The organism is Pseudofrankia inefficax, assembly GCF_000166135.1.
GTDB classification, from domain to species: Bacteria; Actinomycetota; Actinomycetes; order Frankiales; family Frankiaceae; genus Pseudofrankia; species Pseudofrankia inefficax.
In genome coordinates, this window is sequence record NC_014666.1 from 6,627,089 (window position 1) to 6,641,334 (window position 14,246).

General features: G+C 71.6%; 12 protein-coding genes. 5 read left to right on the plus strand and 7 right to left on the minus strand.

Annotated features, from left to right (window positions below; translation table 11 throughout):
* Positions 1–426 precede the first annotated feature (426 nt).
* From FRAEUI1C_RS26825 to FRAEUI1C_RS26840, 4 genes are all read left to right on the plus strand, one after another.
* Complete coding sequence (locus FRAEUI1C_RS26825) at positions 427–1,899, plus strand: aldehyde dehydrogenase family protein (protein WP_232425136.1); 1,473 nt, start codon at positions 427–429, stop codon at positions 1,897–1,899.
* A gap of 109 nt (positions 1,900–2,008) precedes the next feature.
* Positions 2,009–2,422, plus strand: coding sequence for a carboxymuconolactone decarboxylase family protein (locus tag FRAEUI1C_RS26830; protein ID WP_013426504.1), 414 nt, complete (start codon positions 2,009–2,011; stop codon positions 2,420–2,422).
* Position 2,423: 1 nt separating this feature from the next.
* Entirely contained in the window at positions 2,424–3,293 is an 870-nt protein-coding gene (locus FRAEUI1C_RS26835) for an NAD(P)-dependent oxidoreductase (protein ID WP_013426505.1), read from the plus strand.
* 207 nt (positions 3,294–3,500) lie between these two features.
* Entirely contained in the window at positions 3,501–4,355 is an 855-nt protein-coding gene (locus FRAEUI1C_RS26840) for an LLM class flavin-dependent oxidoreductase (protein WP_013426506.1), read from the plus strand.
* 536 nt (positions 4,356–4,891) lie between these two features.
* On the opposite strand, the gene FRAEUI1C_RS26850 is transcribed toward FRAEUI1C_RS26840, so the two are convergent.
* The 5 genes from FRAEUI1C_RS26850 to FRAEUI1C_RS26870 all read right to left on the minus strand — a co-directional run bounded on the left by FRAEUI1C_RS26850 (position 4,892) and on the right by FRAEUI1C_RS26870 (position 10,757).
* The gene (locus tag FRAEUI1C_RS26850) at positions 4,892–6,031 is read right to left on the minus strand and encodes an acyl-CoA dehydrogenase family protein (protein ID WP_013426508.1); all 1,140 of its coding nucleotides are present in this window, start codon (positions 6,029–6,031) and stop codon (positions 4,892–4,894) included.
* Between the two features lie 194 nt (positions 6,032–6,225).
* On the minus strand, positions 6,226–7,005 hold the full coding sequence (locus FRAEUI1C_RS26855; protein WP_013426509.1) for an enoyl-CoA hydratase/isomerase family protein: 780 nt from the start codon (positions 7,003–7,005) through the stop codon (positions 6,226–6,228).
* Positions 7,006–7,014: 9 nt separating this feature from the next.
* A complete protein-coding gene (locus FRAEUI1C_RS26860) occupies positions 7,015–8,115 on the minus strand; it encodes an acyl-CoA dehydrogenase family protein (protein ID WP_013426510.1) in 1,101 nt (366 codons plus the stop codon).
* Positions 8,102–9,046 carry an acyl-CoA dehydrogenase family protein gene (locus tag FRAEUI1C_RS26865; RefSeq protein WP_013426511.1) on the minus strand — a complete coding sequence of 315 codons (945 nt, stop codon included), beginning with the start codon at positions 9,044–9,046 and terminating at the stop codon, positions 8,102–8,104. The genes FRAEUI1C_RS26860 and FRAEUI1C_RS26865 overlap by 14 nt, the downstream gene beginning before the upstream one ends.
* 271 nt (positions 9,047–9,317) lie before the next feature.
* Positions 9,318–10,757: a class I adenylate-forming enzyme family protein gene (locus FRAEUI1C_RS26870; protein WP_013426512.1), complete on the minus strand. Its 1,440-nt coding sequence runs from the start codon at positions 10,755–10,757 to the stop codon at positions 9,318–9,320.
* An 87-nt stretch (positions 10,758–10,844) separates the two neighbouring features.
* Between FRAEUI1C_RS26870 and FRAEUI1C_RS26875 the strand changes: the two genes are divergently transcribed.
* Positions 10,845–11,870: a ferredoxin--NADP reductase gene (locus tag FRAEUI1C_RS26875; protein WP_013426513.1), complete on the plus strand. Its 1,026-nt coding sequence runs from the start codon at positions 10,845–10,847 to the stop codon at positions 11,868–11,870.
* Between the two features lie 57 nt (positions 11,871–11,927).
* On the opposite strand, the gene FRAEUI1C_RS26880 is transcribed toward FRAEUI1C_RS26875, so the two are convergent.
* Both FRAEUI1C_RS26880 and FRAEUI1C_RS26885 read right to left on the minus strand, forming a co-directional pair.
* Positions 11,928–12,998, minus strand: a complete 1,071-nt coding sequence (locus tag FRAEUI1C_RS26880; protein WP_041259660.1) for a CaiB/BaiF CoA transferase family protein — start codon at positions 12,996–12,998, stop codon at positions 11,928–11,930.
* Positions 12,999–13,192: 194 nt separating this feature from the next.
* Positions 13,193–14,152 (minus strand): LLM class F420-dependent oxidoreductase, encoded by a 960-nt coding sequence (locus FRAEUI1C_RS26885; protein ID WP_041261521.1) that lies wholly within the window; start codon positions 14,150–14,152, stop codon positions 13,193–13,195.
* Positions 14,153–14,246 lie beyond the last annotated feature (94 nt).

Here is a 14,246-nt window from a genome sequence, read left to right on the forward strand (position 1 = left end):
TTGCCGTGTCTGGAACGCGGCCTCGGACCGCATCGTGGTCTCGCGATCGTGGTCCCGCGCCCGCGCACCAGCCGTCCCCAGCCAGGCGGAGAACCACGTTCTCAGAGTTGAGTCTCAGATTCTCACGCGGTCGGGAGTCGAGTCAAACGGCGCGACCCGGACCCGGGCCACCACCAGCACGGACGCGGCCGTCGGCCATCCGCGCCGGAGATCGCATGTTTGATTCTCACAGGGCGAGAAGCTAGTTTCCAGCCAGGAAGGCCAACGGCCCACCCGGCCTCGCGATCGCGAAGCAAGATGAGGCGTGAGCGACGCTGGGCCGACCCGGCGGAGATCGACATGGTGTTCGGGAGCGCGGACGCACAGGAGTGTGCCCGCGCCTGCGCCGAGCACCGACCGCCCGGTGTGGAAGGGAAGGTGGTTCCGGTGAGCGTCACCGATATCCAGAACGCGGCCAGGCGGCCGGCCGTGGCAGCCGAGACCCGGCGGCACGACCACTGGATCAATGGCCGGGCCGTGGCCCCGGCCGAGGGTGCCTACTTCGCCACCCACAACCCGGCGACCCGCGAGCCGGGCGACACGATCGCCGCGGGCACCGCCGCCGACGTCGAGCTTGCCGTCACCACGGCGGCGGCCGCCTGGCCGGGCTGGGCCGCGCGGCCCGCGCGCGAGCGGTCCGACGTGCTGCACGCCGTCGCCGACGCGATGGCCGCCGCGAGCGACGAGCTCGCGGAGCTCGAATGGGCCTCCACGGGCAAGGTTCCCGGCCAGGTCGCCTTCGAGATCGCCATGTCGGTCGACTACTTCCGCTACTACGCCGGGGTGGTCCGCGCGTTGAACGGGCGCACCATCGACCTCGGCGCCGGGGCGCACGCGTACACCCGCCTGGAGCCGTACGGCGTCATCGGCGCGATCACCCCGTGGAACCTGCCGCTCAACCAGGCGTCCCGCGCGCTCGCCCCGGCGCTGGCCGTGGGGAACGCGATCGTCGCCAAGCCGAGTGAGTTCACCGCCACGTCCACCGTGCTGCTGGCGAGGCTCGCGACCCAGGCCGGGCTGCCCGACGGCCTGCTCAACGTCGTCACCGGCACCGGGCCCGAGGTCGGCTCCCCCCTCGCGGCGCACCCGCTCGTGCGCAAGGTGGCGTTCACCGGCTCGGTGGCGACCGGCCGGCACCTGGCCCAGCTCGCCGGGGACCGGCTGATCCCGTTGACCCTTGAGCTCGGTGGCAAGTCCCCGGTCGTCGTCTTCGCCGACGCGGACCTGGACCGGGCCGCGGCGGCAGCGGCGGCCGCGATCCAGACGAACTCCGGCCAGGTCTGCTCGGCCACGACCCGCCTGCTGGTCGAGGGCTCGGTGCACGACGAGGTGGTCGCCCGGATCGTCGAGCGGCTCGAACGGCTCCGGCCCGGCGTCGACTTCGGCCCGATCATCACCGAGGCGCAGTTCGGCAAGGTGCTCGCCGCGTTCGCCGACGCGTCTCGGGACGGCCTCACCCCGCTGACCGGTGGCGCCGCCTACGACGACGGTCCCGGCGCCGCCGGCCAGTACGTCCGCCCGACCGTCTACGCGGACGTGCCCCTCACCCACCCGCTCGCCCGCGAGGAGGTCTTCGGCCCGGTGCTGGTGACCCGGCGCTTCAGCGACGAGCAGGACGCCGTCGCCGCGGCCAACGACACCGACTTCGGGCTGGTCGCCAGCGTGTGGAGCGGCGACGTCGCGCGCGGGCTGCGGGTGGCCGAGCGGATCGACGCCGGCCAGGTCGCCGTCAACGGCGGGCCGCTGACCAACGAGACCCCGTTCGGCGGCTACAAGAACAGCGGCTTCGGCCGGGAGAAGGGCCTCGAGGCCCTGCACGACTACGCCCAGACCAAGACCGTCAGCCTGTCCTTGGGCTGACGGCCAGCGCCTACCCCGGCAGGCGCCGGACTGCCGGGCCGCCCGGTGGCCGACGTCGGCTCTTTTCGCGCCGCCTCCTTCGGTGGCGCCGAGGATCGGAGGAACGACCGTGGACGAGGCACTGAGCGCTGCCTACGAGTTGCGCCGGGCCATGCTGGGCGACGCCTACGTCGATGCCCAGAAGGCCGAGACCGACCCGGTCGCGCAGGACTTCCAGGACCACATCACCCGCCAGGCCTGGGGGGTGTGGACCCGCGGCGGAGCGCTCTCCAACCGGGATCGCAGCCTGCTGGTGCTCGCGATGACCGCGGCCCTCGGTCGGATGGAGGAGTTCAAGCTGCACGCGAGCGCCCAGGCTCGCACCGGGGTCAGCGACGCCGAACTCGACGAGTTGCTCTTCCAGGTCGCCGCCTACTGCGGCGCCCCCGCGGCCATCTCGGCCAAGCGGGCACTGCGCGAGGTGCGAGCCACCCGCGCCACCGACGCCGCGCCCGCGAACACCACCGCGCCGACGGAGGCCTGAGATGACGGTCGGAGCGCCGGTCGTCGGCTTCGTCGGGCTGGGCAACATGGGCGCGGCGCTGGCGAACAACCTCGTCGTGGCTGGCTTCGACGTCGTCGCCTTCGACGTCGCCGGGCCGGACCGGGCACCCGAGGGCTCGACCTTCGCCGCCGACATCGCCGGGCTCGCCCGCGCGGCCGACGTCGTCGTGTTCAGCCTGCCCAACGGCATCGTCTCCGAGTCGGTCGCCACCGAGATCGCCGGCACCGCCGAGCGCCGGGTCGCGCACCTCATCGACACGTCCACCATCGGCGTCACCGCGGCCAAGAAGATCACCGGACTGCTCGCCGATGCCGGCATCGGCTACGTCGACGCTCCGGTCTCCGGCGGCGTCGCCGGCGCGAAGGCCCGCCGCCTCGCGGTCATGTACGCCGGCACGGACGACACGGTCGAGGCCGTCCTCCCGGTGCTGCGGGGGCTGTCCGACAAGCTCCGGCGCGTCGGTGGCCAGCCGGGCCTCGGCCAGGCGCTCAAGCTGGCGAACAACTTCCTCTCCGCCACCGCGCTCGCCGCCACCAGCGAGGCGGTGGCGTTCGGCGTCGCCGCCGGGCTGGACATGGCGACGATGATCGAGGTCCTGAACACGTCGTCCGGGCGCAGCGCGGCCACCGACGACAAGTTCCCCAACGACGTCCTCACCGGCCGCTACGGCTCCGGCTTCGCCAACACGCTGATGGCCAAGGACGTCCGCCTCTACCTGGCCGAGGTCCGCGACGCCGCCACTCCGCACACCGTCGGCGACGTCACCGTCGACATCTGGCAGCGCTTCGCCGACGCCGAGCCAAACGTCGACTTCACCCGCATCTACCCCTTCGTGGAGGGCTCCGCCTGATCCCAGCGGCAGCGGCAGCGGCCATGATCGCCGTTTCGGACCTCTGATGGTTGTCGGCGGGGCTCGTTTATGACCACCAGAGGGCGGAAACAGCGATCTGTGGCCGGGGATCGGCCGCCGGGGACGCGGTCGATCGCCCGGTAAGGTCCGTCGGGCGACGTCGGCCGGACGCGGCGAGCCGGCTCGACCACGTCGAGAGGACTGAGCATGCGTTTCTCGGTCAACGTGCCGAACTTCGGGGATTTCGCCGATCCCCACGTCGTCGCCCAGGTCGCCGCCGCCGCGGAGAGCGCCGGCTGGGACGGCTTCTTCGTCTGGGACCACGTCGTCTGGCACAAGGACAGCGGCCATCCGTTCGGCGACCCGTGGATGCTGCTCACCGCCGCCGCCCTCGCCACCAGCCGAATCCGGCTCGGCGCCCTGATCACGCCCATCGCGCGCCGCCGCCCTGAGCAACTCGCCCGGCAGGTCGCCACGCTGGACGCCGCCAGCCATGGCCGCGCCATCTTCGCCGCCGGCCTCGGGGCACCGCTGGAGGACGAGTTCGGCAGCTTCGGCGACACCACCGACCCGATCGTCCTGGCCGAGCGGCTGGACGAGGGCCTGGACCTGCTCGCCCGTTACTGGACCGGCACACCCGTCAACCACCGTGGCCGCCACTTCCAGGTCGACGACGTCACGCTGCTGCCCGGCACCGTCCAACGACCCCGGCCGCCGGTCTGGATCGCCGGCCGCTGGCCGAACCGGCGCCCACTGGAGCGCGCCGCACGCTGGGACGGAGTCGTCCCGCTCTTCGCCAGTGCCACCCACGGCGTCCCGCCGGCTCCCGACGACGTGCGCGGGGTGGTTACCCGCATCGCCGAGTCTCGACCCGAGGCCGCCGGCCCCTTTGAGGTCGTCGTCGGCGGCCAGACAACACCGGTCACCGCCGCCGACGTCATCGGCCCGCTGGCCGACGCCGGCGCCACCTGGTGGGACGAGCGCCAGCACATCCAGAGCCCCGACCTCTACGCGCTGGCCCCCGTCCTGCGCCGCGTCGAACAGGGCCCGCCAGTCTTTTGATGCGGTTCGGTCAGTGAGGCCGAAAACCATACCCAACTGGTGATCTTCAGCCGTTTCCGATCTCCGGAACCATCATGATCGCGAACCACGTATGGATAAACCAGGCATACCGGACCCGGTGCGCCAATTTGCATACCAAGTCCGCGATCATCACGCCGACGAGGCCTGACACCAGCCGATGATCGCCAGTTTGGTATGGAAATTGCCGCGCGAGCCGCCGCCAGGAGCGGGCCTCGGTTACCTCCTGGATCTTCGGCCGGCCATCTTGACCCACGGGAAAGCTCCCAGCCCTACACTTCTCCGCCCGGGTCAAGCAGGGAAAGGGCGAGGCGAAACCGGACCGTTGTCGCGCGACGAGCCGATCAGTCCTTACGCAGCGTTGACGCCGGCCTGGCTTGGACCGGTCGGCGCGGATCGCGATCAGGGGCTGGACCGTCCCTGGACCGTCACACCAGCGAAGACCACGAGGCCAGGCCAGATCACGCTAGGTGCCGTGATGCTGGTCCGAGCCAGATCCAGGATCCGCGCCGTCCGTGCTACAGGCCGAGGTCCTTGGCGATGATGGTTTTCATGATTTCGGAGGAGCCGCCGTAGATGCGGCCGACGCGGGCGTCGGCCCAGGCGCGGGCGACGGGGTATTCGGTCATGTAGCCGTAGCCGCCGAACAGCTGCAGGCAGGCGTCGACGACCCGGCCCTGCATCTCGGTGACGAACAGCTTGACCTTCGCCGCGTCGGTCGGGGTGAGCTCGCCGGCGTCGAGCGCGACCAGGGCCCGGTCGAGCATCGCCCAGCCGGCCTCGACCTGGGTGGCGCAGTCGGCCAGCACGAACTTGGTGTTCTGGAAATGGCTCAGCGTCTTGCCGAAGGCTTTGCGGCCGTTGACGTACTCGACCGTCTGGGTGACGACCGACGCCGCCGACGACTGCGCGTTGACGGAAATCGACATCCGCTCCTGGGGCAGGTGCGAGGTCAGGTAGGTGAAGCCCTGGCCCACCTCGCCGAGCAGGTTCGCCGCCGGCACCCGGACGTCGTCGAAGAAGATCTCGCACGCCTCCTGGATGTGCAGGCCGATCTTCTTCATCGGGGCGCCCCGGGAGACACCGGGAGCCGTCGCGTCGATGACCAGGAGCGAGAGGCCTGCGTGACGCTGGGTCGGGTCGGTCTTGACGGCGGTGAGGAAGATGTCCGCGTTCAGGCCGCCGGTGATGAAGGTCTTCGAGCCGTTCACGACGTACTCGTCGCCGTCGAGGCGGGCGCTCGCCGAGAGGCCGGCGAGGTCGGAGCCCGCGCCCGGCTCGGTCAGCGCGAGCGCGCAGACCAGCGACCCGTCGGCCAGGCCCGGCAGCCAGCGAGCCTTCTGCTCCTCGTTGGCGTGGTCGACGAAGTACGGCACGGAGATGTCGCAGTGGATGCGCAGTGGGCCGAGGCCGAGGCCGAGGCGTCCGGCCTCCTCCGCGACGACCGCGTTGAACAGGTACGAGGCACCGCCGCCGCCGTACTCCTCGGGAATTCCGAGGCCCATGATCCCGAGCTCGCCGCACTTGGTGTAGAAGTCGCGCGGCGGCATGCCGCGCTCCTCCCACTCGTCGTAGTGCGCGACGACCTCCTTCTCCAGGAAGGTCCGGACCGTCGCCCGGAACGCGTCGTGCTCCGGACCGTAGACCGTGCGTCGCATCCGGTCGTCACCCCTCAGAACCAATCAGGAAAACGAGAACTGTGCGGCCGGCCGCCTCGTCGGCGGCTGCCGTGATCGCCGTTTCGACCCTCTCGTGGTCGTAACTGCCACCGGATCGCGACCATCAGAGGGCGAAAACGGCGATCATCCCGGCGGACCGGCAGCCCAGCGGACCGGCAGGCCGCCAGGCCGGGTCAGGACTTCTTCGCGGTGAGCTTCGCCATGATGGCGGCGAAATCGTCGGTGGTGAACGACACCTGCTCGGCGTAGTTCGCGTAGTCGAGCGAGGCGAGGACGTTCTTCTCCAGCTGCAGGTTGAGCAGCCGCTTGGTCGCCTCGACGGCCTGCTGGGGCAGCGCGGCGATGCTCTTCGCGCATTCCAGGGCCTCGGCCACCGGGTCGGCGACGATGTGGTTCGCCAGGCCCATCTCCAGCGCCTTCTCGGCCGAGATTCGCTTGCCGGTGATCGCGTATTCCTTCACCCAGTGCATGCTGGTGTTCATCGGCCAGACGAGCGGGCCGCCGTCGGCGGCGACCAGGCCGACCTGCACGTGCGGGTCGAGCAGGTAGGCCTTCTCGGCTATGTAGACGATGTCCGAGAGCCCGACCAGGCTGCAGCCGAGACCGGCCGCCGGGCCGTTGACGGCGGCGACCACCGGGAGCCGGCAGCGCAGCATGCCGAGGATGATGTCCCGGCCGTGCATGATGGTCAGCTTCTGCAGCTCGGGGTCCTGGCGCAGCACGTTCAGGTAGGCGAAGTCGCCGCCCGCCGAGAAGGCCCGGCCCGCGCCGGTGATGACCGCGGCCCGGGCGCCGAGGTCCTCGTTGAGCTGCGTCCAGAGCCGGGCGAGCCCGACGTGCAGGTCGTGGTTGACCGCGTTCAGGTTGTCCGGCCGGTTCAGCGTGATGATCCGGATCGGGCCGTCGGCCCGGACCTGAACTTCGTCCGGGAGGTCGTAAAGGTTGTCGGACATCCGCATCCCCTAGCTGGCCGGCAGGCCGAGGATGCGGCCCGCGACGATGTTCTTCTGGATCTGCGACGTGCCACCCATGACGCTCTGGGACCGGCTGTACAGATAGGTCGCGAGCATCTCGGCGTCGCGGGTGCCGGTGACCGCGAGGGCCGCGTGGCCGACGGACTGCTCGACCCACGTCATCAGCAGCTTGTCCAGCGAGCCGTCCGAGGTGTGGGTGACCCCGTCGAGCTGCTCGGACAGGCGGCGGCGGACGTGCAGGCGCAGCATCTCGGCCTGCACGGCCCCCCAGCGCAGGTCGTCGGGCACCGTCTCGCCGGCAGCGGCCGCGGTCTTGGCCAGCGCGCGGACGGTCTTGCCGTAGCGGGCCGAGAAGCCCAGCGTGGACGGCTCCCGCTCGTGGCCGACCACCGTCATCGCGAGCTTCCAGCCGTCGCCGGGCTTGCCGACCATGTTCGCGGCCGGCACCCGGGCACCGTCGAACAGCACCTGGCCGAACTCGGCCGAGACCCCGTTGATCATCTTCAGCGGGCGCTGCTCGATCCCGGGCTGGTGCATCGAGATGATGAAGCCGGAGATGCCCTTGTGCCGCGGAGCGTCCGGGTCGGTGCGGGCCAGCAGCAGGCACCAGTCGGCGACGTCCGAGTAGCTCGTCCAGATCTTGTGGCCATGGATGACGTACTCGTCGCCGTCCAGCTCGGCCCTGGTGGTCAGGGAGGCGAGGTCGGAGCCGGCGCCGGGCTCGGAGAAGCCCTGGCACCAGCGCTCGGAGCCGTTGATCATGCCGGGGAGGAAGCGTAGCTGCACCTCGTCGCTGGCGTGCGCGCCGAGTCCGTGCGCCAGGTAGCCCAGGCTCGGCCGCGGCGGCGCGCCGGCGATCGCCAGCTCCTCGTCGAGGATGACGTCGTAGACCGGCGCCAGGTCCTGCCCGCCGAACCGCTTAGGCCAGCTCAGGCCGAAGAAGCCGCCCTCGTACAGGGCGGTGTGCCAGCGGCCCGCCTGGTGCCAGTAGTCGTCGCCGGTCGCCTTGAAGTCCGCGACGTTGCCGGCCAGCCATTCCCGCAGCCGCGCGCGGAACGCGGCTTCCTCCGCGGAGTCACGAAAGTCCAAGGTCGATCTCCTCCAGCTTCGCGGGGAACAGCTCGGCGGACGTCAGCACCCGCCGCAGGTAGACGTGAGCGAGGCACTCCCAGGTGTTGCCGATGCCACCGTGCACCTGGATCGAGGTCTCGCAGATGGTCCGGGCGGCCCGCTCGACGTAGACCTTGGCGATCAGCGCCGCCTGGACCGCCTCGGCGGCCGACAGCTCGTCGACGGCCCAGGCCGCGTGCCGCAGCACGCTGACCGAGCCCTCGACCAGCGCCAGCGCCTCGGCGAGCAGGTGCGCCACGGCCTGGTAGGAGCCGATCGCGTGGCCGTACTGGGACCGCACCTTGCTGTACTCGACGGCGAGCGCCTGCGCGCCGCGGGCCGCCCCCAGCATGTCGGCGGCCGTGACGACCAGGGCGAGCGCGCGGGCCTTCGCCGCCGCCTCGCCGTCGACCGTGCCGACCGCCGCCAGCGCGGTGGCGGGGCCGCCGACCAGCCTGGTCAGGTCGACACCGAGCTCGGTCGCGCCGAGCGTGCCGGCCAGCACCGCCGTGCCGTCGAGGCCGAGCAGGCCGTGCATGCCCTTGGCGTCGGGCGCGAGCCCGTCGACGACGACGGTCGTCAGGCTGGACACGGCGGCGTCGAGTGCGGCGGCGTCGGCCACCTCGCCGTCCGTGGTCAGCCGGCTGTGCAGGTCGTCGGCCAGCACCGGGCCCGAGAACGGCACGTCGACGAGCCCGCGAGCGAACTCCTCGACGACCAGTGCGACCTCGACGCCGGAGGCGCCGTCGGACCGCAGCGTCCGCCAGCCGGTCGCGGCGATCGCCTTCTCCAGGCGGGCGGCGCGGTCGTCGTCGGCGAGGTCGAGCACGGAGCCCGGCCCGAGGTCGTCCGCGAGCCGGGCGGCCGCGTCCCGCAGCTCGCGCTGCTCAGTCGTCAGACGAACGTCCATGCCGCTCCTTGAAGTTTCCAGCGTTCTCTGCAGCCAGCCGCGGGCGTCTGGCAGCGCCCGAACCACTCGACGATCACGACGTCGTTCGCCCTGGCGGCCAGGTGGCCGCCAGCCTCGCCGCGGCACCAGCGCGGCGATCGCGTCCGGGCCGCCCCCGCCCGCCCGTATGTCTATATTGACGTCAAGTCTGGTACCGGTCTACCGCACCCGTCGCGGTCGCGCCGCGCGATGTGAGCAGAAAGTGGCGGGGGCACCGACGGCGGCCCGGCCGTCACCCGGGGGCCGGCGGGTCGACCGCGACGTCCAGTACCTGGTCGCGCAGGAGGCGGCGCAGCACCTTCCCGGAGGGCAGCCGCGGGATCTCGGGGACGAACACGATCCGCCTCGGCCGCTTGTAGGACGCGAGCCGGTCACCGACCAGCGTGACGAGTTCCTCGGCCAGGCCGGCCGGGTCGGCGCCGCCCGCGACGGTGACCGCGGCGACGATCGACTCCCCGTCCGCGGGGTCAGGGACCCCGAACACCGCGCAGTCGGCGACCGCCGGATGACCGTGCAGCACCGTCTCGACCTCGGCGGGCGCGACCTGGAAGCCGCGCACCTTGATCATCTCCTTGCGCCGGTCGGTGAGCCGCACCCAGCCGTCGGCATCGATGGTCCCGACGTCACCGGTGCGGTACCAGCCGTCCTGGAACGCGTCCGCGTTGGCCTCCGTCGGCAGGTAGCCGATCATCAGCGACGGCGAGCGGGCCTGAATCTCCCCGGTCTCCCCCGGCGGGACGGGAACGCCGGTCTCCAGGTCCACGACCCGCAGCTCGACCCCGGGCGCGGCCAGGCCGACGCTGTCGAGCCTGGCGCCGTCCAGCGGGTTGCAGGCGATGACCGGCAGCTCGCTCGCCCCGTAGGCGGGAAGCCACGCCACCCCGGCGCGGCGGGTCACGGTCTGCGCGACGCTGGCCGTCACGGGCGTCGCGCCCCACATGATGTAGCGCAGCGACGACAGGTCGAACGACTCCAGCTTCGGGTGCGCCGCGATCGCGAGCGCGATCGGCGCGACGGCCATCTCGATGGTGATCCGGTCGTCCTGGATGCAGGCGAGCACCGTGTCCAGGTCGAACCGGCGGTGCAGCCGCATCCACGCGCCCGTCTCCAGCGCGGTGACGATGTTGAGGATCCCTAGGATGTGGGACGGCGGGGTGGCGACCTGGATCCGGTCGGCCGACGTCATGCCGAGCACGGCGCGCCAGTCGTCGACGGCGGCGGCGAACGAGGCGTGCGTGTGCCGGACGGCCTTGGGCAGGCCGGTGGTGCCGGAGCTGAACACGAACACCGCGTCGGCGGCCGGGTCGGGCGCGGGAACCGGCGTGACCGGGGAAACACCGGCGTCGACACCCTCCAGGGGCTCGTCCAGGTGCACCATCGGCATCAGGTCGGCGAGAACTGGATGGTCACCGATGGCATGCGCCGGCTCGCTTACCGCCAGGGCGTGCGCGACGTCAGCGCGCTTCCAGGAGGGGCTGAGCAGGACGACGGCGGCCCCTAGGCGCCAGATGGCCCTAACCGCGATGATGAACTCGGGCCGGGTCGACGACATCAGCGCGACGCGGTCACCGGGGCGGACACCGCGGTCCGCGAGCCTGACAGCCAAGGCGCCGGTCAGGGCATCCAGCCTGGCCAGGCTGTACTCCTGCTCCTCGAAGACGAGGATCGCCATGGGGAGGCTCCCGTCTCAGCTCCTGCCAGGCGCGCGGAAACTGTATTCTCACCTGGATAGAACCTTAATACCAGAGGATGCCGTCACATGCCGAGACCTCCGCTCTTCCAGCGTGCGACCGTGAGCCGGGTGATCGAGGAGACCGCGGACGCCCGCACGTTCGCCCTCGTACCGCTCGACGGTCCATGGGAATACCGCGCCGGTCAGTTCTGCACGTTCAAGGTCACCATCGGCGGTGAGGAGCTGCTGCGCAGCTACTCGATGTCCAGCGCGCCGGAGACCGACGGCGAGCTGGCGGTGACCGTCAAGCGGGTGCCCACCGGCGCGGTGTCGAACTGGCTGATCGACAATCTGGCCAAGGGCGACGAGGTCGAGCTGACCAAGCCGCACGGCGTCTTCTGCCTGCGCGAGACCGACGTCCCGCTCATCGGCTTCTGCGGCGGCAGCGGGATCACCCCGGTCATCTCGCTGGCCAAGAGCGCGCTCGCGACGACGAACCGCCAGGTCCGGCTGCTGTGCGCCGACCGCGACCAGTCGGCGGCCATCTTCTGGCAGGCGCTGACCGAGCTGGCCGAGCAGTACCCCGGCCGGCTCACCGTGACCCGGCATCTGGACGCCGACGCGGGTTTCCTGGACCCGGCCGCGATCCGGGAGTTCCTCGGTGACGACGTCGGCGCGGACATCTACATCTGCGGGCCGACGCCGTTCATGGATCTCGTCGAGGCCGCCGTGCCCGGGCCGGGGAAGCTGTTCATCGAGCGGTTCGGCGGCACCGCGCCGCTGCCGCCCCAGGAGGAGGAGCCCGCGGCCGGCGCCGGCTCCGAGGCCAGCAAGGTCCTCGAAGGCAGCGTGACGATCATCCTCGGCCGCAAGAAGGCCACCGTGCCGCGCCGGCCCAACGAGACCCTGCTCGAAAGCGCGCGCCGCGCCGGCCTCACCCCGCCGTTCTCCTGCGAGTCGGGCACCTGCGCGACCTGCATGGCGCACGTCGAGGAGGGCGAGGTCACCATGCGGGTCAACGACGCGCTCACCGAGGACGAGGTCGCCGACGGCTACGTCCTGACCTGCCAGGGCCTCCCCCAGTCCGAGAAGGTCATCGTCAAGTACGAATAGCCCCGAGTGCACGACGAGCCCGGCCCCTCGTGGGGGCCGGGCTCGTTTCGTTGGGGCTCAGGCGGTGCCGTGTTCGCCGAGGGTGGGGGGCGGGCCGTAGGACGTCGTGTGGCCGTCGATGCGGATGGGGTTGGCGACCAGGCGGTAGCCGGCGGTCTCGATGACGCGGTCCGGGGCCTCGGCGAGCGCCTCGGGCAGGGTGCGGACCGCGGCGACCGGGATGCCCAGGGGGCGCAGCCGGGCCTCCCAGCCGCGCGCCGTGTCGGCCGCCAGCGCTCTGGTGACGGCTTCCACGACCTTGTCCCGGTTCGCCGACCGGTCGGCCATGGTCGGGAAGGCGGCGATCTCCGCCTCGGGGACGGCGGCCTCGGTGACGAACGTCCGCCAGTAGCGGTCGTGGGTCAGGAACATCGCGAGAAAGCCGTCGGCGGTAGGGAACAGCTGGGCCGGCACGTAGAACGGGTGCGCGCCGAACGGGTGGCGGACGGGTGGCGCGCCCTCGTTCAGGTAGGCGGACGCCTTGTAGTTCAGCTGCGAGAGCATCACGTCGCGCAGGGACACGTCGATCTGGCCACCCCGGCCGGCGATGATCTGGGCGAGCAGGCCGAGCGCGGCCGTGAGGCCGGCGGAGTTGTCCGCCGCCGAGTAGCCCGGCAGGGTCGGCGGGCCGTCCGGCTCGCCGGTCATCGCCGCGACGCCGGTGGCCGCCTGGATCACGTAGTCGAACGCCGGGTCGTCGCTGCCGTAGAGGCCGTAGCCCGTGACGGCGACACAGACGATCTTCTCGTTGTACTGCTTCAGCGCCTCGTAGGTGAGCCCGAGCTTGCGGATCGCCGACGGCTTCTGGTTGACGATCAGCGCGTGCGCGTCCGTTACCAGCTCGTGCAGCTTCTCCTGCCCCGCCGGCCCGGTCAGGTCGAGACAGACGCTGCGCTTGCCACGGTTGAGGCTGGCGAAGTAGGCGTCGCTGACCTGCCGGGACATGTCACCGGTCGGCGGCTCGACCTTGGTGACCTCCGCGCCGAGATCCGACAACATCATCGAGGCATACGGACCGGCCAGAATATGGCCGGCCTCGAGGATCCTGATCCCGGCGAGCGGCCCTTGGCTGCCGGCAGAACTGCTCATGGTGTCCCGATTGCGTTCCACCAGCGCACCCCCTCCGCGCGCGGCACGCACCGCCGTGTGGCGGCAGCGCTCTGGCGCAGCGTCAACTCAGCCACCCCATCGACCCGTGACCAGCCGGGCCACGCTGATGGACCTCGGCCTCGAACCACGTAGGAGGGCGCCTAGCGCCCGACGGCTGGCGCGCAGCGCCAGCCTCACTTACGGAGGTCCGCGGCGATCTGGGCGTAGACCTCGCGGGTGCGGCGCTTCGAGGCGACCAGCTCGTCGCGGTTGTCGCCGATCGGCAGCAGCCGGGCGGAGACGTCGGTGACGCCGGCGTCGATGAACCGCTGGATGCGGGCGGCGATCATCCCCTCGTCGCCGACGGCCGCGAGGTCGCCGACGTCCTGGGCGTCCCCGGCGTCGAGCAGCCGCTGGTAGTTCGGGGACACCTCGGCCTCGCCGAGGATCCGGTTCGCGCGGGCCTTGGCCTCCTCGACCTCGTCCGGCCGGCACAGGCAGACCGGGAGGCCCGCGACGATCCGCGGCGCCGGCTTGCCGGCACCCTCGGCCGCCTTGGTGATCTTCGGCGCGATGTGGTCGCCGACGGCACGCTCGTCGGCGAGCCACAGGACGGTGCCGTCGGCCTGCTCGCCGGCGATCCGCAGCATCACCGGGCCGAGCGCGGCCACCAGCACGGGCAGCGGCCCGATCGGGGTCAGGCCCAGCGGGTTGTGCACCGTGAAGGTGGCGTTCTCGACGTCGGCGCTGCCGGTCCCCGCGAAGGCGGCGTTGAGCACCTCGAGGTAGTCGCGGGTGAAGGCCGCCGGCTTGTCGTAGGGCAGGCCGAGCATGTCCTTGACGATCCAGTGGTGCGACGGGCCGACGCCGAGCGCGAGCCGGCCGTTCGTCGCGGCGTGCGCCGACATCGCCGAGCGGGCCAGCGCGATCGGGTGCTGCGGCTGCAGCGGCACCACCGCGGTACCCAGCTCGATCCGCTCGGTCACCGTGCCCATCAGGGCGACCGTGATCAGAGCGTCGAAGTCCGTCGGGACCTGGGGAATCCAGGCGGTGTCCATGCCCGCGCTCTCGGCCCAGCGGACGTCGTCGAGCATCCGCGCGGCCTTGCGCGCGGAGTCGCCACGCTCGGGGCCGATCATCACGCCGAACCGCACCATGTCTCCACCTTCACTCTGCGAGCAGCCAAACCTGGCGTGCCTTCTCCCGCCCACGCCGGCCGAGGCGCGGCTCGGCGACGACGGCGGGAGA

Coding starts and splice junctions, on each gene's coding strand:
- FRAEUI1C_RS26880 (WP_041259660.1), bottom strand. CDS start 12,998: ATGAGCAGTTCTGCCGGCAGCCAAGGGCCGCTCGCCGGGATCAGGATC.
- FRAEUI1C_RS26865 (WP_013426511.1), bottom strand. CDS start 9,046: ATGGACGTTCGTCTGACGACTGAGCAGCGCGAGCTGCGGGACGCGGCC.
- FRAEUI1C_RS26870 (WP_013426512.1), bottom strand. CDS start 10,757: ATGGCGATCCTCGTCTTCGAGGAGCAGGAGTACAGCCTGGCCAGGCTG.
- FRAEUI1C_RS26875 (WP_013426513.1), top strand. CDS start 10,845: ATGCCGAGACCTCCGCTCTTCCAGCGTGCGACCGTGAGCCGGGTGATC.
- FRAEUI1C_RS26840 (WP_013426506.1), top strand. CDS start 3,501: ATGCGTTTCTCGGTCAACGTGCCGAACTTCGGGGATTTCGCCGATCCC.
- FRAEUI1C_RS26855 (WP_013426509.1), bottom strand. CDS start 7,005: ATGTCCGACAACCTTTACGACCTCCCGGACGAAGTTCAGGTCCGGGCC.
- FRAEUI1C_RS26850 (WP_013426508.1), bottom strand. CDS start 6,031: ATGCGACGCACGGTCTACGGTCCGGAGCACGACGCGTTCCGGGCGACG.
- FRAEUI1C_RS26835 (WP_013426505.1), top strand. CDS start 2,424: ATGACGGTCGGAGCGCCGGTCGTCGGCTTCGTCGGGCTGGGCAACATG.